The sequence below is a fragment of the Aerococcus sp. Group 1 genome (assembly GCF_000193205.1).
GTDB classification, from domain to species: Bacteria; Bacillota; Bacilli; order Lactobacillales; family Aerococcaceae; genus Aerococcus; species Aerococcus urinae_A.
This window is the reverse complement of the sequence record NC_015278.1, coordinates 255,618-276,567: the sequence shown is the minus strand read 5'-3', so window position 1 is coordinate 276,567 and position 20,950 is coordinate 255,618. Positions and strand designations below refer to the sequence as shown.

Genomic DNA, 20,950 nt, shown 5'->3' with positions numbered 1-20,950 from the left:
CAACTTAAGGGAAACTATATTGTTTATTTTTATAGGATAATAAATTCTATTTTATTCAACAATCTGACTTAACAAACTTTTCGCTTCTTGAAGTCTTCTTTCAAAAGCTTCCATATCATTATCTTCTAGCTGGTTACGAACCCTGATCTTCCCTTCTTCATATTCTCCCGAAGTGATCATAATTTCAGCAGGATAATCAGCATAAGCAGTTTCAGATTTTCCTAGTAAATCGATTCGATCAGTTAAATCAAGATAAGAATCGGAAATCACCGAAAGATTTCCCGAACTTCCTACAGCATCTAAGTGGATAATTTGGCATTTATGCGTTAGAAGCTGTTGCATAACTGCTAATACTTCTTCTAAAGGTAAAGTCTGATCAATAAAAGCAAAGGCGACTTTATCACTATTTATCTCTTTAGCATAAAGTAACATAGAAATAATACTCGAACTGTTGATAATCAAATTATTTTGCTTTGGAAATCCGCTCCGATAGCGAGTGATTAAGTACAAACTGACCATTACTGCAAGAACAAAATATAAACCACTCCAACTAATAAGTCCATCAGCTTGAAGTCTAGGATAGAAATAAAAGAGAACAGCACTAAAGCAAATAATTACAACAGCTAAGGATATCAGACTATTGATAACAAAGGACTTCTTGCTCTGTCCCATGAATGCAAACTGCGTTGATGAGAAAGAGTTGAGCGGTGTATCATAATTAGTCATTATAATCGTATCTGCCTTTTCTAAATTACCAGATAGTAGATGGATCACAGGAATTTTCTCTAGTAGAACTTGTTTTTCTGTATGAATAAATTTAGTTGGCCAGCCTAAAGCTTTCATTTCTTGTCCTAACATTTGTAAATAGCGAAACTTTTCTTTTTTGTAGAATCGCCGACTTTGAAATATACCAAAACTGGCAATAAGATCCTTCAATTCCATAGTTATTTAGTCCTTCATCCATTTAATGACTTCATTTAAGTTATCTACTTCAAGTAAAACATTGTCTGGTCGTGGTTCAGAAGATTTAGGAAATTCGTTATCAGGCACTAAAACAACCCCAATTCCAGCATTATTCGCGGCTTGAGCTCCCACGATAGAGTCCTCAATAACCAGAGCTTCATCTGCATCAACTTGGTGATAATCCAAATGTTTCAAATAGACTTCCGGATGAGGTTTATTATGCTTCACATCTTGGGCAAATAAAATATGGTCAAAATACTTGCTAATCTCAAAGTGTTCTAGCATTTTATATCCCCTAACATTAGGGGCTGATGACCCTAAGCCAACAGCATCAAATGTCGCCTTACAATAATCCAAAATATCCCTTGCATAGGGCTTTAATTGGACATGATCTTTAGCAATAAATCTAAAAATAAGGTTTCCCGATAGGACCGAACTTCTTTAGCTTTTTCATCACTTCCGCAAATAGCTACTAAACTATCGTGAACATTACGGGCGCTTTGGCCAATCCAGGATGTAACTAGTCCATCTGGCACTTCAATATCAAAGTCATTAAAACTTTGGTGCCAGGCATCATGGTAAACAATTTCACTATTGACCAAAAGACCATCCATATCGAAAATAATGCAATTTTTATGTATTATTGACATTCATTTCATCCTTATTCGCACATTCTATTAATACAAGACGAATGTTATCTTTGAATTTCTGAAATAACATTTTGAGTCGCCTGAAAAGTCATTTGCTCACTTGCTCCAACAGAAGAAGCTGCTGTATGTGTTCCAATAATTAGATTTTCTAAACCTAGTAAAGGTGAATCTTCTAGTGGTTCCTGCTCAAAAGCATCAATTCCAGCACCAAAAATTTGTTTATTAGCTAGTGCTTCATAAAGGTCCTTTTCATTAATAATGCCTCCTCTAGCTGTATTAGTTAATACTAAGTTAGGTTTTGCTATTGCAAAAAGGTCCTTATTAATCAAATAATGAGTATCTTCAGTTAATGGTATATGAATGGAAATAAAATCACATTCTTTAAATATGGTTGTTAAATCTTGGGTAAAGTGAATATTGTTTTCTTTAATATAATCTTTATCTTCATAGATATCATAACCATAGATATCCATAGCAAAGCCCTGAGCGCGTTTAACTGTTTCACGCCCTGTTGCACCTAAGCCAAGTATACCGATTTTTTTGCCGTAAATATCTAGGGCCATTTTCTTAGACCAATCGATTTTTTCTTTAGCTGCATTATTAATCTCAACGACTCTACGAGCAACAGCCATTAATAGAGCGAAATCATAGTCAGCAACTGCACTTGCATTAGCACCTATCGTACGAGTAATGGTAATATCTTTTTCTTTGGCAAGTTCAACATTAATATTATCAATGCCGACTCCATACTTAGCAATAGTTTTCAGCTTAGGTGCATTGTTTATCACATTTTCCGTGATTGGATCGACACCTACAATAATTCCATCTACATCTGAAACTGACTCAATAAGTTTTTCTTCTGTATAGATCGTACCTGTTTCATTAAATATAGGTTCAATATCAGCTTCCTCAAAGAGTTGCACAATTTCTTCTTTATTATATTTAGCAAAGGATCGCGGTGTAATTAATACTTTCGCCATTAGTAATCATCTCCCTCTTCTTCCACTTCATTGTTAACAATTTCAGAAATTGGTTCTTGAATGGATTCTTGACCGCTTGATAAAACCATATTGGTAAGTTCACCAAGACTCAAAGCTGATTTCATGGCATTAGCTTCTAGTAGCATAGGTAAATTCATACCAGTAATCACACGGATGTGAATATTTTCTTTCAATAATTCTCGATAAATTTGTAGTGTTGCATTAAAAGGAGAGGCCCCATATAGGTCGACAAAGACTAAGACCCCATCGCCACTATCAAGCGCCTTGATAGACTGGCGAACATCTTCTTTAAAAGTTTCAAAATCTTGACCAGCTACTAAAGAGCAATAATCAATATGTTCATCAACCCCACCGATCAAAGCAAGGCTATCAATCATGCCCTCTGCCATACGTCCATGACTTATTAATAAGAGTCCAACCATTTTATCAACTCCTCTACTCGAATTTATTAGCGACATCTTTTAATTCCACACGAGTGGAGGAAGGAATTGCTTGGAAATAGACTTCTACGTCATAATCATCACGTAATTCTTTGAGCATATCATATTGTTCTTGATTGATTGCTACTTCTTTGATGATCGGTGTTAAACCTGGACGTTGAGGTAAACCTCCAATATTTAATTTTTTAATTGGAACGCCTTCTTTAATAATTTTATACACTGCTTCAATCGTTTTAGTCATGAACAGCACCTTATAGTTGTCATATTGACGGTCCTTCCAATAACGAACGGAACCTTCTTCTTTTAAAACGCGAATTTTTTGTCCGGTTCGTCCGCCAGCACTAATAATGACATTTTTAGCAAAATCATCATGTGCTGAAGGGTCATCTGCTACAAAAATAGCATTGGCTCCAGTCGAATTAACTAAATTAGTGGATACTTGCCCATGAATTAAACGTGCGTCGACTCTTGCTAAAACAACTTCTCCCATAAATTAATCTCCTCCTGATCATTATATTTAAACAAATAAGATAACTTCTCCTAAAGTATACCAACCGCAGCTAGCACACCTAATATTACAGTCAGTCCGATTAGAGCTTTTGTCACATTAAATTCTTTTTTAAGGAAGTAGAAATAGACTCCTGCTACGGTAAGTAAAGGTAATAGACCTGGTAAAATACCATCTAAGATATCCTGAATAACAAACTCTTTTCCAGAAAGAGTAAACTGTAAACTTGAAGAAACCTTTACATAATTACCTGCTAAAATCCCCATCATAAACAATCCTAATATTGACAGGCCGTTAATGATTTTTTGCATAGAGGAGCCCATCACTTCTGAAGCAGCTGAGCATCCTAGCTTAAAGCCCATTTGAGCAAAGTAAGCACCAATTAAGTATTGATAAGTAGCAAAACAGATAAATGGAATCAGAGCCCCTAGCCCGGACCCTTGTTGTGCCCAAGGAAGACCAATAGCGATGAAAATATACTGAATAGTTCCCGAATCAATCGAGTCTCCGATACCCGCTAAGGCTCCCATTAGCCCTGCTTTTGTGTTATATAATAAGTCATCGGATACAGTAATTTCTTCGCCATTGTGTACCTCTTGAGCCCGAACTTGTTCCATTGAAGCCATGATACCAGTAATGGTACCGCCACCCCAGGATAACTGGGTGTTGAAGAACAATAGGTGGCGTTGATAAGCTGCCGAAAGTTCATCTTTATCTTTATATAATTTTTTCAAAATTGGCATTAAGCCCCACATTAACGCACCAGAGATATAACGGTCAAAAGAATGGGGAATTTCATTAGCAAAATAAAATCGTGTCCATGCTTTATTAACATCTTTTGCAGTAATCACTTCTGGAGCTAATGCACTATCTTTTCTAATTTCATTCATAGCAATCTTCTCCTTCTTAATAGTCATCATCATCTTCGTCAGCGCTTGAACCTGAAACCATACCTGCGGTTGAGCTTCCTTGGGCCATTACGAAGATATAGGCAATTAAAGCACCCAAAATCGCATAAGTAACCATGGTAATCTCTAAGGAACTGAACATTACTGCCATGAAATAAGCCAAGAGGAAGAAAGGAATATAATTTTTCTTACCGATAACATAAACTGTCACAGCAATACCAATGGCTGCTAAACCGCCACCGATAACTTCTAAGATATGGAAAATAATTGTACCTGATGCTGATTCAACGAATGATGCAATTAACGGAGTGCCGAGATACAATGCAATAAACATAAAAGGTACAAAAATTAAGAACGATACTAAAGTTGGTAACCAAATAATAGAAATTGTTAATTTACGGCTATCTGCTTCTTTTGCAGCATTATCCATAAATGACCGCGCAATAAAGGTATTAACAAAGAATCTAAATTGATATAAATAAGAACCTAATAATCCGACTGGAACAGCAATACCAACAGTCGCTTCAGGGCCCATACCACTTAGCAATGCTACAGGTACAGCAATTGCTGCAGCAATACATGGTTCTGATGGCATTTGCCCACCTGGTGAGAATACCCCCATGTAAATTAATTGAATAGCTGCTGTAATCACCATCGCATCAGCAACATTACCAAATACTAAACCAACCACAAAACCTGTCATCAGTGGTGAGAACCTAAGGGTTAACGTGGCACCACCTAAAATTGAACGTGACATAACCATGGCCACCCAAACTGCAATTGCCAAGGCTTGCCACATACTTACAGTAACATCCATATGTCATCCTCCTTTAAATAACTAATTTTTAATTTTCTTTTTTCTTCATAGCATGGCCTCCAAAGCTATTGCGTAATGCAGAGACAACTTTACCATTAAAGGTATCTGACTCTAATGAGCGGTAGCGAGACATTAGAGATGAAGTAATTACTGGAATTGAAACCTGTAAGTCTAAAGCTTCTTCTACAGTCCATTTACCTTCCCCAGATGAATACATGACACCTTCAATTCCTTCGAGCTTAGCATCCTTCTTAAAGGCATCTGCTGCTAATTCCATTAACCAGGAACGAATAACTGAGCCATTATTCCACAAATTAGCAACCGCTTCATAATCATACTCATATTGAGAATGTTCTAAAACATCAAAACCTTCGCCAATAGCAGCCATCATGCCATATTCAATCCCATTATGAATCATTTTGAGATAATGCCCACTACCGGCTTTCCCCGTATATAGGTAGCCACCCTCCCAAGATATTTTTTCAAATACAGGCTCAACAATCTTAAAGGCTTCTTGATCGCCACCAATCATAAAATTACCGCCATTTAGGGCTCCCGACATGCCGCCAGAAGTCCCACAATCAAGAAAATAAATATTATCCTCTTTTAGTTTTTCATAATTAGCTATGGAATCTTTAAAGAAAGAATTGCCACCATCAATGATAAGGTCTCCTGGATCAAGCTTTTGACTAACTTCATCAATTACTGAATTAGTAATATCTCCAGCGGGAACTAATAACCAAACTACTCGCGGCTTAGATAAACCAGCAATCATTTCATCTAAATTTGTAACCCTAGTAAACTTATCATGTGTCAAACCCGGATTGCCTGGGTTTTGATCATAACCGAGAACCTCCACGCCGTGGTTGCTCATATTTTCTGCAAGACTGGCTCCCATTTTGCCTAGTCCAATCATTCCTATTTTCATTTTCTTCTCCTATCAAATTTTTTCTCTAATGTCTGATATTCATTAATCTTAATTTTCGGATTAGTAAGACTGGCTTTACGCTTTAGTGTCTGCCAATACTGTTTAATTAATTTTGTTCTAAAATGAAATCCACTAATAGAAATTGTTTGATAATCATTAGTTTTATTAGCGATTATCGAAATCGTTAAAAAATTATTTTGTGGCGCCAATTGAAGCTGGATAGCATCTTTATAGTAAATGCGTCGATCTTCTTTACAATCTTCTATATAAGAATCATTAATCCGATACAAGGGCTTATGCTCTAAAATTTGTTTAATAATTAAACACATCACAATGACCAATAGTAGGCAAAGAAAGGCTATTAAAGCTTTAACCCATAGATTTAGTGAGAAATAAAGTAACAGTAATATCAAGGCTAGCAAAAATAGACTATAAATAAAAACTGTCATCCAGCCCTTTTTCTGATCATAATAAATTAGTACATCATCATTCATTATTTTGGTGAAACGATGCCTCCAGGTTCTTCTCCGTTGACAACCTTTTGAATATCATCCACACATTTATCTCCCATGCCTTTAATACATTCATAAGTGTAGGCTGAAATGTGAGGGGTTACTAAGATCTTGTCATTAGAAAAGTATGGATGAGAATTATCAGCAGGTTCTTCTTCCATCACATCTGTAGCTAAACCAAGTACAATACCTGCTTCGATAGCGTCAATCACTGCCTCTTCATCAACCAGGGCCCCACGAGCAGTATTAGTAATGTAAACGCCCTTTTTCATTTTTGAAAAGGCTTCTTCATTTAAGATATGGTAGCTATCTTCATCAAGAGAAGCATTTAAGGAAATAATATCTGCTTTCGCTAATAATTCATCTAACTCAACGACTTTTGCCCCATGTTTCTCAACCCATTCTGGATCTACCTTGGGGTCACATACATAGAGATTAGCGTTAAAGCCATATTTTAAGATTTCAGCAACTCGGCTACCAATATTTCCACAGCCGATAACCCCTACATTTTTTCCAGAAAGTTCATGTCCCATAAACTGAGCGCGATCTTTCCATTTGTTATCTTTAGCCGCTTGAGCCGCTGGTAGAGTTTGTCTTACGAGCGCTAATAATTGAGCAACAGCATTTTCTGCCACTGTGTCTCTTTCAACTAAAGGAGGAACTATAGTTACCAAAGTACCGTGTTCCTTGGCTGCATCAAGATCAATATTGTTATAACCAATACCATGTCTAGAAATAATGAGTAATTCATCTTTATTTTCAAAGAATTCTTTAGTAAAGAAAGGAGTTACAGAAGAAATGATTAAATTATAACCATGTAATTTCTCAGCTAGACTTTTCCCATCAATGTCATTATCAAAGCGGAAGGAGTCCACTGGTCCAATTTTTTCTAAAGCTTCAATATGCTCTGGAAACCATTTACCGAAACTACTGGAATTAACCAATGCTATTTTATAATCTGTCATCACACATACCTACCTTTTCTAATTTAATTGTGTCACTAAATGATTTAATGCTTGATTAGCTGATTGACCATTATCTTTTGCTATTTCTTTTTCCGAAATAATAAAGGAACCACCCACAGCAAAGATATTGGGACAACTAAGAAATTCTTGGTAGTTGTTAGAGTTAACGCCTCCAGTTGGTACAAATTTCATGTCATAAAAAGGACCACTTAATGCTTTGATTGCATCTAAGCCACCATAAACATTTGCCGGGAAAAATTTCACAATGTCAATGCCATAATTTTGGGCTCTCATTATTTCAGAAGGAGTTACCGCACCCGGAACAATTGGAATGTCTTTATTTAAACAATATTCAACAACTCTATCTGAAAAACCTGGTGTAACAATAAATTCCGCCCCATTGTCAATAGCGTCTTTGGCTTGATCTAAAGTACGTACCGTTCCAGCTCCAACAATTAACTGTTTAGCTTCAGACAAATACTTAATCGCTTGAGAAGCGAGTTGGCTACGGTAGGTAATTTCGATAAAATGTAGATTATTAGCAAGTAATATTTCTGACATCTTATCTAGAAAATTCATATCATTAACTGTATATAAAGGTAGGAGTTGCTCTTCCCCTAGTTGCTCAACAATGCTTTCACTACTCATAAAATATTACCCCTGTTCTTCTTATAGAAAGACTATACATGTATACGCTTACATAATCATTATACAGAATATTTTTTATTGTAAACGTTTTAAATAAATTTTTTTTATTTCTCATTTGAGTTATAATTAATTTTGATAATTAAAATGCTAGAGGAGTACGCTCAATGAAAAACCTTGCCTTTAGAAAAAGAATAAAAACTCATCTTCAACATTTGAGTCAAACAGAAAAGAAGATTGCAACATTTCTTACGACCCATAGCAATGAGCAATTGCTGAATATGACCATATCTGAGTTAGCTAAAAAGATTGGTGTCTCCCAATCCTCCGTTTTTCAGTTCGTCAAAAAATTAAATTTCAAAGGCTTTCAAGAGTTTAAATATTTCGTTGCTCAAAATATTGAAGAAGATAAAACAATTAATGACCAAGATATATTAAATCAACATAAAATAAGCAATTCAGACTCTCCCCTAGAAGTTGGGGAAAAGGTTATCGCCGCTAATGTTTTTAACCTAAAAATGCCTTAGATACCGTGGAGGAAAATCAGCTCGATCATATTATTAAGCTGATTAAACAATCCAAAACTCTACATTTTTTTGGCCAAGGAGGATCAAATATTGTCGCCTTGGATGGTTATCACAAATTTATTCATAGCTCATTTAGCTGTAATTATATTTTCGATTACAATATGCAACTGGTTTATTCCATGAAACTGAGTTCTAAGGACTGTGTCTTTCTATTCTCCCATTCCGGAAAAACTCCAGAAACCCTCAATATAGCCAAACACTGTCGTAAACAGGGGGCTAACATAGTTGTGATGACTAGCAACCCAGATTCAGATTTAATCGCCTTGGCCAATGAAAGTTTAATTATATATATAGAAGATTCTCTATATCGTAACGAATATTTATCGTCGCGAGTAGTTTATTCAACACTCTTAGATATTCTTTATGTCAATATTATTGCCGACAATGCTAAGGAAGAAAAAACACTATAGATCGGAGCTTAAAAATCATTAATGACGCAAAAAACAATTAAAAAATCACTACTTAACTAAGTTTCTCTTTCCTTTTACTTTTCAAGTACAAAGTGATAGCTTAGTTTCATAGTGATTTTCTTTTTGAAATTATGATAGTCTCTCTTCTCTAGCCTCGTCCCAGTGATAGTGATAATTACCTTCTTTGTCACGTCTCTGATAGCTATGAGCACCGAAGTAATCGCGTTGTGCTTGGACCATATTAGCAGATACATTCTCATTACGGTAGCTATCAAAGTAACCAATAGCTGATGCCATAGCATTTACTGAAAAGCCATTCATGATTGCATCACTAACTACTTGTCGAATTGCTGTCTGATATTCATTCGTTACACTAGCAAAATAATCATCCAATAAAATATTTTCCAAATCACTTGTCCGTTCATAAGCATGGGCTATTTTATCTAATAGTTCCGCCTGAATTACGCAGCCAGCACGGAATATTTTAGCAATTTCCTTAGGATTAAGCTCATACCCATAAGATTCATCTGCTAGCTGATAAGCGGAAAAGCCTTGAGCATAGGAAATAATCTTAGCAAAATATAGGGTTTGTCTAATTTTTTCAATGTATTTTCCTTTATCACCATCGAATTGAACTTGTGGCCCACTTAAGATATTGGCTGCCTTTAAACGTTGCTGTTTGAGCTCTGAAACATAACGCATAAAAACGGCCTCGGTGACAACTGTAAGGGGTTGTCCCATATCTAAAGCGGTTTGTGAGGCCCACTTACCAGTTCCTTTTGAGCGAGCAGCATCTAGGATAACATCAATCATCGGACTACCATCTTCATCATATTGATCTAAAATATTAGCGGTTATCCCTATTAAATAACTTTTTAATTCTCCCTTATCCCATTCACGGAAAAGATCTGCAATTTCATTAACCGGTAATTTCAAATAGTAACGGAGTAACCAGTAACCTTCTGCAATTAATTGACTATCACTATATTCAATTCCGTTATGAATCATTTTTGTAAAGTGTCCCGCGCCACCTTCACCCATGTAAGCAACACAAGGTTCTCCATCTTGGGGAGCCTTAGCTGCTAAAGCTTCTAATTGCATTTGACAAAGTTCATAACCCCTTTGGCTACCACCAGGCATCAATGCAGCGCCATAGCGAGCGCCTTCTTCACCACCCGAAACGCCCATGCCAATATAATGTATACCATATGTTTTCACTTTTTCTTCAGTGGCTTCAGTCTCTCTAAAATAAGTATTACCGCCATTAACAAGAACGTCTCCCTCATTCAAAAGTGGTAGTAAATGATTAATAGTGTTATCCGTTGCTTCTCCTGCTTTGACCATCATTATTATTTTTCTAGGTCGCTCGAGTTTAGTAACAAATTCTTCTAAAGAATAAGTAGCAATTAATGGCTTGTCTTCATTCTCTCTAGAAACTTTCTGAGTCACTTCCTTTTCCCAGTTTACAATAGCCACACGATAATCATAATCTAATAAATTCATAGCAAATCCATAGCCCATAACCCCTAGTCCAATTACTCCAACTTCCGCTTGCATCTTATTCACCTCTATGATTTTCCTGATTTTATTTTCGATTTCTTTTATTAAAAGCTACATCTAAATAACTTCTTAAAAAGACATTAGCCCCGCGACTATAACTCTCCCAGTTACCTCCTTGTGGACAAAATAGCTCTGCTGTAAATTCACTAATGCTATTTTCTGCCAATAATTCAGCTATCATCTCAAAATCTACATGTCCTTTTCCATAAGGAACATGACGGTAATCGCCGGGTAAAGAGTCCTTTAAATGACAACGTCTAATCTGGTTTTTACAGCATTCAAAATCATTTCGAATGAGTTTTTTATTCGCCTCTAAAGCGTTGAAGGTATTAGCAAAGTCATAATAAATTTGCACCCACTGGGATCCAATCTTCTCTACTAAGCGATTGACTTTAGCCCCCGTATCAGCAAAAGGCATTTCTGCATTTTCGATAGCTATCACAACTTGATTATCACCTGCAAGTGTAGAAAAATACTTCATATTTTGAATAAACCGTTGCTGGGTTTCTTCAGTCGATTCTTCCTCATAGACATCATAAGCATTCACTAATATGGTAGTGATATCTAAATGGCTAGCAATAGATAAAGCTTTCTCTAGCATTGTAAAGGCTTTTATTACTTTTTCTTTATCGTTACTCCCTAGAGGACATCCTCTTAAAGCACTGAGTGATAAGGAGTATAAGACAATTTTTTCATCTTCACAAAATTCTTTTAACTTTTGCCAAGTCTCATCTGTCCAATTTAAACGGTCTTGACGTTGTTCATTCATATCAATACATATCTCTAAACTATCATAGCCCATGTCTTTAGCGAGAATTAGCTTTTCCTTTAAATTAAAATGGTCTGGTAAAGCTTTTTCATATAAGGCTAAACGATAAGGAGCACCCATTTTGACCACTTCCTGCTATATAATTATTCACCCATCACTGTAATCACACATTTTCTCTTACGTGGTCTTGCACAATCAAAATCAGCAAAGTAGATATGGCCAGTTGAGCCCACTCCTAATTTGCCTTCATCCACATCAAACACTTGACTAGATCCAATCAAGGTCGCCTTTAAGTGAGCATCACCATTCCATAAGTCTGATGGTGAATTATTAGGCAAGTAATCTTTTGCGTTAGGCCAAGAAGCAACCGCTTGATAATGTTCCTCACCTGGATAAATATAGGTATCAGCACTGGTATGGTAGGGAATAATCTTCTCTAAGACATTATTAAAATCAGCTTGCAGAGATTCAATCCCATCATCAGTCATATCATGAGCATACTCTTCATAAAAGACTGAACAAGTGGTATGAGGAGAAATCACTGCACAAATGCCATTTTGAACACCACTGTTTTCAATGGCTTGGCGCACTTGGGCACTGATGTTAACATAGGTGGGTTGCCCTCCAGTTGATTGGACTTTAATAGTTTCTTTATAAACAGTCATCTTACTCTTCCTTTCTATTTAGTTTTGGCAGCCGCTTGGATCATATCTTTTAACATTTGCTTGGAATTGTCAGCCTTAGTAATCCCACTCGTACAACCAGTACCGTCCGCTCCCATTTCAATGGTGCGGTAGACGTCATCAGCGGTTGAAATCCCCGCAGCTTGCATGACTAGGATATTCTCATCAATGGCTTTTATAGCTTCATTAGTTGATTCAATATAGGAAGCATCAGAAGTTTGGCCTGTCCCAATTAACTCAGTCGGTTCACAGAGAATAATGTCAGGATGTAGGGTAGCTAGAGCCTGGGCTTCTTTCATGGAATCCGCACAAACTATGGTAATAATATCTAAGTCATCTGCCCGTTGAACGGCTTGGACAATCTCGGCCATTGTCATGGCATTCTCAGCGTGATTTAAGAAAGTCGCTCTGGCCCCAGCGGCTTGGAGGGACTCAGGGAGGACTTTCCCCATTCCCCTCCCAGCTTCAATACCGTCCAGGTGTTGGGCGGAGACAATAATATGTTCCGTAGCTTGGGAAACTGCCGCGAGATCAGCATAAGGGCAAGTCACAAATACTGAAATTTCTGGGTGCTTTTCGGCTTCTTGGTCAGCTACTTTAGCCAGTTCTAAAAGTTCCTCGCCGTATAAGAATGATTTGGGATTAAAAATGAAAAATGGAGACTTTACTTGTGTTTTAGCCATGGATTATTTTCCTTCCTTATAATGATCGGTTTCAAAGACATCATAATAATGGTCAAGAACTTCTTTCATGCCTTGATCAGCAGTCTTCTTCAGTTCCACATAGCCTGCAAGTTTTTCTTTTTTAATGGCTTCATAAGCCGCTACAATGAAATCTGTGTAAATGTTGATTTTAGCGACCCCTTTTTGCGCACATTTCTTTAAGTTCTCATCACCTGAGGAAGAGCCCCCATGTAGAACTAAAGGAATATCGGTGGCTTGGTTGATCTCCTCTAGGCGGTCAAAGTTAATTTCTGGGTTCCCTGAATAAACACCATGTGCAGTACCAATTGAAACCGCTAAGGAATCAACACCTGTTGCCTCAACAAAGCGGACCACATCTTTGGCCTCGGTATAGACTGAATCCGTTAGAGCACGAGCTTCGGACAAGTCGTTAGCGCCCACGTGACCCAATTCAGCTTCGACGGGAACATTATATTTATGGGCATAGTCAACCACTTCTTTAGTTATTTTGACATTATCGTCAAAGCTGGCTTCCGAAGCATCAATCATGGCTGCAGAAAAGCCTAAATCAATCGCCTTAAAGATAAAGTCTTTATCAAAACCGTGGTCTAGGTGGAGCACCACAGGAACATTAGCCTTTTCAGCCAGGAAATTACCAATTAAAGCGGCTTCTTCCAAAGACATAATATCAATATGCTTTTGAGCATAGGATAAAATCACTGGGAGGCCACGCTTCTCTGCCACTTCAACATAAGCACGCCCTGAATCCAGGTCAATAAAGTTAGGAGCCGGGATGGCGTAGCCCTTTTTCTTAGCGTCAAGTAATAGTTCTTTTGAATCAACCTTCATATTGTCTAACTCCTTTTCTATAAATTCAATTCTCACTTGTATTGTAAGCGTTTCATCTCACTTTAGTCAACAAACGATTTACAATTGATAATATATTTTACATTTGATAAAATTAAAGAAAGAATCAATTGTCAAATAGAAAGGGTTGAACCATGTACGACCGCAAAGATTTGATTTTACAAACTGCTATTCTCTACTACGAAAAGGAAAAAACACAAACACAAATTGCCGAAGAACTAGGGATTTCACGTCCTACTGTGGCTAAATTCCTAAAAGAAGCCAAAGAGAGTGGTATTGTCCGCATTTCTATCCAACATAAGATGCCCTCATTCACCAAACTAAGTGAAACAATTGAAGAAAGCTATGGATTGAATAAGGTTTTTATTGTTCCAAGTAAAAACAATTCCAACCATGTTAAAGAGGCTATTGGGCAACTATGCAGTGATCTTGTCCAAAAGAACATGCAACTTTATCGCAACATAGGGATTGGCTGGGGGACAACGGTTTATGAATACGTGCAAGCAGCAAGTTATATCGACACCCCGATTCATAGTGTAGTTCCTTTAATAGGAGGTATTGGCATCAATGATATAAAATATCATTCTAACCATTTGGCTTTTCAATTGGCTGAAAAATACCATTGCGAACCCACTTATTTTTATGCACCAGCTATTGCAGAAAACCCAACTGTTTACCAAGCCTTCTCTTCTTCAGAATTGGTAAGATCAGTTATGCAAAAAGGAAAGGATGTTGACGTCGCCATTGTAAGTATCGGAAATCCCACAAGTGATTCTACAATCCGCCAATTAGGATATATCTCCAATGAAGAAGCTAAGCAAATTCAACAATCAGGTGCAGTAGGCGATATCTTAGCCTCTTTTTATGATTCCAAGGGCAAACCAGTTCAAATTTCCTTAGCTGAAAAAATGATTGGACTCAAAATAAAAGACCTTCAAGCTATTCCTCAAACTATACTTTTAGCAAGTGGTAAGGAAAAAATTGCAAGTCTTAAAGCTATTCTTCAGCAGCCTAAACTGGTGACCGATTTAATTATAGATAGTGAACTAGCGGAAGGGATCATGGAGTGAGAAGTAGAATGGGAAAAATAATTCCCATAAAAAACAGTCGAAATATGGTGACCCCAATAAGTTGGACTTTATATATAGTGAGTTGGCCTTTGGCCAGCTCTTTTTGTTGCTTACAGTTCTTGCTTATTTCTTGCCGACACATTTACTCAGAAATTTAAACTTGTCAAGAGGAAGAGCGTAGCGGCTCTTGATAAGTTTAAAGTTTATGTGTAATCATTAAGCGGCGAAAGAAGCGTGATGAAGACGAAATTCTATAGGACTCCTAAAATCTAATTTTTCTTTGATTCTTTCACCATTGTAATAGATTATAAAATCTTCAATCGCTTGTGCTAATTCTTCAAAGGAATGATAAGTCCGACCATAGTAGACTTCTTGTTTTAGTAGACTAAAGAAATTCTCCATTGGCGAATTATCTAAGCAATTTCCTTTACGAGACATACTTTGAAAAATTCGGTGATCCTTCAAGAGCCGGGTGTAACTTTTCATTTGATAGGCCCAGCCCTGATCAGAATGAAAGGTTCTTCTGTATGGACATAATTTACTTGCTTCAATGGCAGCTTGTAGCCCCTCCAACATGCTTTGTCCATTAGGCTGATGTGTTATCTTAAAAGAAATAATTTCTCGATTAAATAGATCCATGTAAGGATCTAAATAGAGTTTTCCAGTTTGATAATTCCCAGAATCATCGGCATAGTAGTATTTAAATTCTGTTGTGTCTGTTGTTATTTTTTGATAAGGAATGGTCGAATCAAACCGCCGGTTGATACGATTTGGCGCTATCTCTCCAATCGTTCCTTTGTAGGAATTATATTTTCTTGTCTTTCTAGTATAGCTAGTGACCTGTATCCCCATAATTTTCATTAGGCGTTGAACTTTGTTTTTACTGACCTTATAACCACGGGAAAGCAGTTCAGCTCGCATTCTTCGATAACCATAATCCTTATGGGTTTCTCTGATGTCTTTCATTTCCTCTTTTAAATCGGCATCCTTATCAATTTCCTCATCTTTATTTTTCCAATAAAAGTAGGTCGATTTAGGAAACTTTAAAACGCTAAGAATATCTTTTAAAGCATATTTTTCATCATGGAGACGTGTGATTTCGGTCACTATTTCTTCTTTTCTCGCTTGACTCTTTGAGCCACACGTCTCCTCAATCCTTTTAAAAATTTGTTCTCAATTTCTAAATCCGTAATCCGTTGTTCAAGTTCCTTTATTTTTGCTTCACTTAACTGATTGGTTTCGCTGCTATCCTTTATTTGATTGATTTGTGATTTCTTTTTAGACACTTTAGGTGGCCTTCCTTTCCTCGCGGAAAGGCCATCAAGTCCTCTTTCATGATAAGCTCTTCGCCAATTAGCGATTAGACTTGGATTATTCATGTTTAATGAATTGGCCAATTCGCGATAACTCATTTCCGTACTTTCATACAATTCTATCGCATTTAATTTGAATTCAACAGTATAAACCTGTTGAGTCCGCCTTTTCTTTAAACCATCTACACCAAATTCATAATAGTTATTAACCCACCTTCGTAAAATAGAAGGATCTATTCCTGCTTTATTAGCTAAGGTTCGATAACTTCCTTTTTTCGCAATATAGTCTCCTACTAAATTCAGTTTAAATTCTAATGAATATTTAGACATAAAAATAACCCCCAAAAGTTGAATTCTTAGTCCAACTTTTGGGGGTCACTACAAAACGATAATATGTCTCGACTGTTTTTAACTATAGAATTACAGAAATAAAATACTGCTTTTAAAAATTTATATTATGCTTTTTCTTTATTCTTAGTCATATATGTAATCACAAACATTAGAGCTAGAACTGCAAAGATACCAATTGTAACTGCAGTTGTTCCACCATGGTTTGCTAAGTTACCTAAGAAGATACCAGAAACACCAAAGTCTGCATCTGAGAATGTAGACCCAGCGAATCCTAAGTCTCCTAGGACAGGCATTAAGAAGATTGGTAAGTAACTAATTAAAATACCTTGAATAAAGGAACCTAAAACTGCTCCACGGACCCCACCTGATGCATTGCCTAATACACCTGATGTAGCACCACAGAAGAAGTGAGGCACAACGCCTGGTAAGACAACTGTTGTACCAGTAATAATCATGAGTGCCATACTTAAAAGTCCACCAGCAAAACTAGATACAAAACCGATTAAAACAGCATTTGGAGCATATGGATATACAATAGGGCAGTCCAAAGCTGGTTTTGAATTTGGAACGAGTTTCTCTGAAATACCCTTGAAGGCAGGAACAATTTCATTAAGAATCATACGGACACCAGATAAGATTACAGAAACACCAGCAGCAAAAGTACCACCTTGAATCACAGACCAAACATAAGGGTTTTTACCATCGCTAAGATTTTCCATTACCCAGGAAGAATCAGCAAATAAAGAAACTACGATATAGAAGATCATCATAGATAAAGCAATACTTACTGTACTATCACGTAAGAAGGCTAAACTCTTTGGGAAGTTAATATCTTCGGTAGATTTTGATTTATCACCAAATTTTTCTCCAATGAAACCACTTAACCAATATCCAGTAGAACTAAAGTGACCTAAAGCAACATTATCATTTCCAGTTAATTGAACAATATATTTTTGTACAATGGCTGGAGATAGTGCCATAACAATCCCTAAAGCTAAACCACCTAATAAAATTAAAGGCATTGTACTAAAGCCGGCAACAGTCATAATAATAGCAATCATACATGCCAGATATAAGGTATGATGACCGGTTAAGAAAATATATTTAAAACGAGTAAAGCGAGCAATTAAAATATTGAAAATCATCCCCGCCAACATAATTAAAGCGGTATTGGTTCCGTAATTTTGTAAAGCAACTGAAATAATAGCTTCATTATTTGGAACAACACCTTGCATATTGAAGGCATGTTGGAATAAGTCCCCAAATGGAACAATGGAAGATTCAATGACGCCAGCTCCCGCTGTAACAATTAAGAAACCAACAAATGTCTTAATACCACCGACCACTACGTCTGTAGCTGATTTGCCTTGTAAAATATTACCTAAAACAGCAATCAGCGCCACTAAAATAGCCGGAGTACTGACTATATCAATGATAACTTGTAATGCATTATTCATTTTTCTACTCCTATCATTAAGTATTTATTATTAATAAATTAACTACTATTTTATCCCTTTTTCTTCAATGACTTGTTCGATAACTGTTCTTAATTCATCCATATCAATAATGCTGTTCAAAATACGAACATCACCTAGGTGTTGCACGGAATTTTCTAAGTCCTTACCTGCGATCCACACATCGGCATCGCCAGCAGACGCATTACCCAAATCAGTATGAGAAACTGTTACCTGATCAGCAACTCCTAAGTCCTTAAGAATCGATTGAATATTCATTTCAACCATAAAACTCGTTCCAAGTCCTGATCCACAAACTGCCATAATTCTTAACATAATATCATTCTCCTTTTGCTTCACTTACAATATTTTTAAAATCACTATAATTTTCAATTTTCTTTAATTTCGAGATATTTTCATCATCTCTTAAAAAATGGTTAATTCCTGCAATGCTTCAAGATGGCTTTCATTATCGGTTGCCGCAATTAAAAATAATACGTCGATCTTTTGATCATCACGATCAAGTAAATAAATTGGCTCTTTCAGCACTAGCAAGCCCATTGCTTTTTTGGTTACCCCATCTTCAGGTCTAGCATGTGGGATTGCAATCCCCTTACCTAAATTAATAAAGGGACCTAATTCTTCAATCCGATTAATCATCGCATCGATATACCTTGGCTCAATAGACCCATTTTTAACTAAAGGGGCAGCTAATATTTCAAAAGCTTCCTTCCAATTAACCTTTTTATCTATAATTTGTACTGTTTCTTCAGTTATTAAATCTGTAAGCATTCCTTCACCTTTTTCCAATACACCGCATTATAGAAAATCTATAATGCGATATATCGATACTTCCCTTTTAATTACAAAGTTTTATATTCTTCAACAATTTTATCAACGGTGTAACCAAATGATTCATAAACTTCTTGGCCGTCGCCGCTAATTCCAAATGTTTCAATACCTAACGCTTTGCCTTTAGACCCATAGTATTTTGCCCAACCTGGATCATTACTTGCTTCCACTACTAAACGTTTTTCGATTTTACTTGGTAATACTGCTTCCTTGTATTCGTCACTTTGTAAATCAAATAAATCAGTACTTGGCATTGAGACTACGCTTACATCAATTCCATCTTCTTTTAATTGTTTTTGGACTTCAATGCTCAATGAAACTTCTGAACCGCTGGCAATAATTATTCCATCATAATCTTTACTTTCAGCGGGAGAAATCACATAACCACCCTTTTCAACATGATCTTGAGCATATTTAACAGTTCCTTCTAATACTGGAAGTGCCTGTCTAGATAAAGCCAAAATAGTCGGACGGTCTTCAGATTCCATAGCAAATTTCCAAGCTGCAACAGCTTCGTTAGCATCAGCAGGTCTGAAGGTTGTTAGATTTGGCATAGCTCTATAACTTGCAAAATGTTCAATAGGTTCGTGTGTGGCTCCATCAAATCCTAAAATAACAGAGTCATGGGTAAATACATAAATAGCTGGTATTTGAGATAAAGCAGCCAAACGAATTGCAGGGCGCAGATAATCAGAGAATACAAAGAAAGTACCTACATAAGACCAAGTGCCTCCATGTAATAAGATCCCATTCAAGATAGCACCCATGGCAAATTCACGAACACCATACCAAATATTTCTTCCTTCATAATTATCTGGAGTAAATGCTTCTGCTGATTTTATCATTGTCTTATTAGAATTAGAGAGATCGGCCGAGCCTCCCCAGAATGTAGAAACTTTCTCAGCGATGCCATTTATAATCCGACTGCTGGTATCGCGGGTAGATTCTGAATCACCAACTTCATAGTTTGGCACTTCATCTGCCCAATTGTCTGGTAATTCTCTTCTAATACTTGCACTTAGTTCTTCAGCTAATTCTGGATAAGCTTCTTGATAGCCCTTAAATAATTTGTTCCACTCTTCTTCAGCTTGACTGCCTCGATTTTCAACATTTTCTTTATAAACATTGTAAACCTCGTCTGGAACATAGAAAGGTTCATCGTGTGTCCAGTGATATTGCTTTTTAGTATAAGCAACGCCTTCCGCTCCAATAGGATCACTATGGGCATCAGATGTGCCTGCATTCGGCATACCGTATCCAATAATTGTTTTTATTTCAATAATAGAAGGTTTATCGGTTTCAGCCTTAGCTTTTTCAATGGCTTTATTGATAGCCTCCATATCATTTCCATCTTCAACACGTTGATAATGCCATCCATAAGCTTTATACTTCATTTCAATATCTTCAGTAAAGCCCATATTAGTTGGCCCATCGAGTTGAACATCATTAGAATCATAGAGAACGATTAGTTTCCCTAATTTTAGGTGCCCAGCTAAACTAGATGCTTCTTGGCAAACACCTTCTTGCAGGTCGCCATCCCCACAAATTGTATAGGTATAGTGATCGACCACATTATAGTTATCCCGGTTAAACATTGCTGCTAAATGAGCTTCTGCCATAGCCATACCAACTGCATTTGCTACTCCTTGCCCAAGTGGACCAGTAGTTGCTTCAACACCTTCTGTATGGGTAACTTCAGGGTGCCCAGGTGTTTTTGAATTAAATTTTCTAAAGTGTTTTAGATCATCTATCGATAAATTAAAACCAGCTAAATGTAATAACGAATAAATTAACGGAGAGCCATGTCCTGAAGATAAAACAAAGCGATCTCTGTTAAACCATTTAGGATTAGTTGGATTAACTCTTAAATGTTTTGTCCACAAAGCATGAGCCATAGGTGCTTGGTCAAGAGGCGCTCCTGGATGTCCTGCTCCAGCTTCTTCGACCTGGTCTAAGCTCAACATACGAATAGTGTCTACAGCCAAACTGTCAACTTTTGAAAACATGTACATTC

Annotated in this window: 25 protein-coding genes; 3 read left to right on the top strand and 22 right to left on the bottom strand. The window is 36.7% G+C overall.

The genetic code is table 11. The annotated features are described in order from the left end of the window. Positions 1–51: 51 nt before the first annotated feature. From HMPREF9243_RS01315 to HMPREF9243_RS01260, 12 genes are read right to left on the bottom strand one after another with little or no spacing between them, the layout of a single operon-like run. A complete protein-coding gene (locus tag HMPREF9243_RS01315; RefSeq protein ID WP_013669221.1) occupies positions 52–942 on the bottom strand; it encodes a hypothetical protein in 891 nt (296 codons plus the stop codon). Positions 943–948: 6 nt separating this feature from the next. Continuing rightward, a complete protein-coding gene (locus HMPREF9243_RS10825; RefSeq protein WP_308662069.1) occupies positions 949–1,323 on the bottom strand; it encodes an HAD family hydrolase in 375 nt (124 codons plus the stop codon). A gap of 17 nt (positions 1,324–1,340) precedes the next feature. Next, entirely contained in the window at positions 1,341–1,613 is a 273-nt protein-coding gene (locus HMPREF9243_RS10820; RefSeq protein ID WP_041705819.1) for an HAD hydrolase-like protein, read from the bottom strand. 44 nt (positions 1,614–1,657) lie between these two features. Continuing rightward, positions 1,658–2,593, bottom strand: a complete 936-nt coding sequence (locus HMPREF9243_RS01300) for a phosphoglycerate dehydrogenase (protein WP_013669018.1) — start codon at positions 2,591–2,593, stop codon at positions 1,658–1,660. Further along, positions 2,593–3,036, bottom strand: coding sequence for a PTS sugar transporter subunit IIA (locus HMPREF9243_RS01295; protein ID WP_013669715.1), 444 nt, complete (start codon positions 3,034–3,036; stop codon positions 2,593–2,595). Before HMPREF9243_RS01295 ends, HMPREF9243_RS01300 begins: the two co-directional genes overlap by 1 nt. 13 nt (positions 3,037–3,049) lie before the next feature. Continuing rightward, positions 3,050–3,544 carry a PTS sugar transporter subunit IIB gene (locus HMPREF9243_RS01290; protein ID WP_013669635.1) on the bottom strand — a complete coding sequence of 165 codons (495 nt, stop codon included), beginning with the start codon at positions 3,542–3,544 and terminating at the stop codon, positions 3,050–3,052. A gap of 50 nt (positions 3,545–3,594) precedes the next feature. Beyond that, positions 3,595–4,452 (bottom strand): PTS system mannose/fructose/sorbose family transporter subunit IID, encoded by an 858-nt coding sequence (locus HMPREF9243_RS01285; RefSeq protein WP_013669570.1) that lies wholly within the window; start codon positions 4,450–4,452, stop codon positions 3,595–3,597. A 16-nt stretch (positions 4,453–4,468) separates the two neighbouring features. Continuing rightward, positions 4,469–5,287 carry a PTS sugar transporter subunit IIC gene (locus HMPREF9243_RS01280; protein WP_013668607.1) on the bottom strand — a complete coding sequence of 273 codons (819 nt, stop codon included), beginning with the start codon at positions 5,285–5,287 and terminating at the stop codon, positions 4,469–4,471. 28 nt (positions 5,288–5,315) lie between these two features. Then, a complete protein-coding gene (gnd, locus tag HMPREF9243_RS01275; RefSeq protein ID WP_013669421.1) occupies positions 5,316–6,215 on the bottom strand; it encodes a phosphogluconate dehydrogenase (NAD(+)-dependent, decarboxylating) in 900 nt (299 codons plus the stop codon). After that, positions 6,212–6,664 (bottom strand): hypothetical protein, encoded by a 453-nt coding sequence (locus tag HMPREF9243_RS01270; RefSeq protein WP_141745202.1) that lies wholly within the window; start codon positions 6,662–6,664, stop codon positions 6,212–6,214. The genes gnd and HMPREF9243_RS01270 overlap by 4 nt, the downstream gene beginning before the upstream one ends. A gap of 44 nt (positions 6,665–6,708) precedes the next feature. Next, entirely contained in the window at positions 6,709–7,692 is a 984-nt protein-coding gene (locus HMPREF9243_RS01265) for a D-isomer specific 2-hydroxyacid dehydrogenase family protein (RefSeq protein ID WP_013668883.1), read from the bottom strand. An 18-nt stretch (positions 7,693–7,710) separates the two neighbouring features. Next, positions 7,711–8,340, bottom strand: coding sequence for a bifunctional 4-hydroxy-2-oxoglutarate aldolase/2-dehydro-3-deoxy-phosphogluconate aldolase (locus tag HMPREF9243_RS01260; protein WP_013668948.1), 630 nt, complete (start codon positions 8,338–8,340; stop codon positions 7,711–7,713). 164 nt (positions 8,341–8,504) lie between these two features. Here HMPREF9243_RS01260 and HMPREF9243_RS09720 point away from each other — a divergent pair, with 164 nt between their 5' ends. Both HMPREF9243_RS09720 and HMPREF9243_RS09715 read left to right on the top strand, forming a co-directional pair. Then, a complete protein-coding gene (locus HMPREF9243_RS09720) occupies positions 8,505–8,864 on the top strand; it encodes a MurR/RpiR family transcriptional regulator (RefSeq protein ID WP_049776711.1) in 360 nt (119 codons plus the stop codon). 5 nt (positions 8,865–8,869) lie between these two features. Beyond that, positions 8,870–9,334, top strand: a complete 465-nt coding sequence (locus HMPREF9243_RS09715; RefSeq protein WP_081456596.1) for a MurR/RpiR family transcriptional regulator — start codon at positions 8,870–8,872, stop codon at positions 9,332–9,334. 129 nt (positions 9,335–9,463) lie between these two features. Here the strand turns inward: HMPREF9243_RS09715 and gndA are convergent, their stop codons facing one another. The 5 genes from gndA to HMPREF9243_RS01230 are packed head-to-tail and all read right to left on the bottom strand — an operon-like array spanning position 9,464 to position 13,878. Further along, the gene (gene gndA, locus HMPREF9243_RS01250) at positions 9,464–10,891 is read right to left on the bottom strand and encodes an NADP-dependent phosphogluconate dehydrogenase (protein WP_013669111.1); all 1,428 of its coding nucleotides are present in this window, start codon (positions 10,889–10,891) and stop codon (positions 9,464–9,466) included. Positions 10,892–10,919: 28 nt separating this feature from the next. Further along, positions 10,920–11,783 (bottom strand): L-ribulose-5-phosphate 3-epimerase, encoded by an 864-nt coding sequence (locus HMPREF9243_RS01245; RefSeq protein ID WP_013669376.1) that lies wholly within the window; start codon positions 11,781–11,783, stop codon positions 10,920–10,922. A 23-nt stretch (positions 11,784–11,806) separates the two neighbouring features. Further along, positions 11,807–12,328 (bottom strand): YjbQ family protein, encoded by a 522-nt coding sequence (locus HMPREF9243_RS01240; RefSeq protein ID WP_013669634.1) that lies wholly within the window; start codon positions 12,326–12,328, stop codon positions 11,807–11,809. Positions 12,329–12,342: 14 nt separating this feature from the next. Beyond that, on the bottom strand, positions 12,343–13,029 hold the full coding sequence (locus HMPREF9243_RS01235) for a triose-phosphate isomerase (RefSeq protein ID WP_013669462.1): 687 nt from the start codon (positions 13,027–13,029) through the stop codon (positions 12,343–12,345). 3 nt (positions 13,030–13,032) lie between these two features. Continuing rightward, the gene (locus tag HMPREF9243_RS01230) at positions 13,033–13,878 is read right to left on the bottom strand and encodes a class II fructose-bisphosphate aldolase (RefSeq protein WP_013669171.1); all 846 of its coding nucleotides are present in this window, start codon (positions 13,876–13,878) and stop codon (positions 13,033–13,035) included. Positions 13,879–14,030: 152 nt separating this feature from the next. Between HMPREF9243_RS01230 and HMPREF9243_RS01225 the strand changes: the two genes are divergently transcribed. Then, entirely contained in the window at positions 14,031–14,966 is a 936-nt protein-coding gene (locus tag HMPREF9243_RS01225) for a sugar-binding transcriptional regulator (RefSeq protein ID WP_013669839.1), read from the top strand. A gap of 216 nt (positions 14,967–15,182) precedes the next feature. Here HMPREF9243_RS01225 and HMPREF9243_RS10165 read toward each other — a convergent pair. From HMPREF9243_RS10165 to tkt, 5 genes are all read right to left on the bottom strand, one after another. Beyond that, positions 15,183–16,609, bottom strand: a protein-coding gene (locus HMPREF9243_RS10165) for an IS3 family transposase (protein ID WP_101560582.1) whose coding sequence is annotated in 2 segments (ribosomal slippage) — positions 15,183–16,099 and positions 16,099–16,609 — 1,428 coding nt in all. Because the reading frame shifts where the segments join, the coding sequence is not laid out codon by codon here. A gap of 125 nt (positions 16,610–16,734) precedes the next feature. Then, positions 16,735–18,087 carry a PTS ascorbate transporter subunit IIC gene (locus tag HMPREF9243_RS01210; RefSeq protein ID WP_013669339.1) on the bottom strand — a complete coding sequence of 451 codons (1,353 nt, stop codon included), beginning with the start codon at positions 18,085–18,087 and terminating at the stop codon, positions 16,735–16,737. A 45-nt stretch (positions 18,088–18,132) separates the two neighbouring features. Continuing rightward, entirely contained in the window at positions 18,133–18,420 is a 288-nt protein-coding gene (locus tag HMPREF9243_RS01205) for a PTS sugar transporter subunit IIB (RefSeq protein ID WP_013668533.1), read from the bottom strand. A 90-nt stretch (positions 18,421–18,510) separates the two neighbouring features. Continuing rightward, positions 18,511–18,876, bottom strand: a complete 366-nt coding sequence (locus HMPREF9243_RS01200) for a PTS sugar transporter subunit IIA (RefSeq protein ID WP_041705812.1) — start codon at positions 18,874–18,876, stop codon at positions 18,511–18,513. Positions 18,877–18,947: 71 nt separating this feature from the next. Next, a complete protein-coding gene (gene tkt, locus HMPREF9243_RS01195) occupies positions 18,948–20,942 on the bottom strand; it encodes a transketolase (protein ID WP_013669243.1) in 1,995 nt (664 codons plus the stop codon). Between the last annotated feature and the right edge of the window lie 8 nt (positions 20,943–20,950).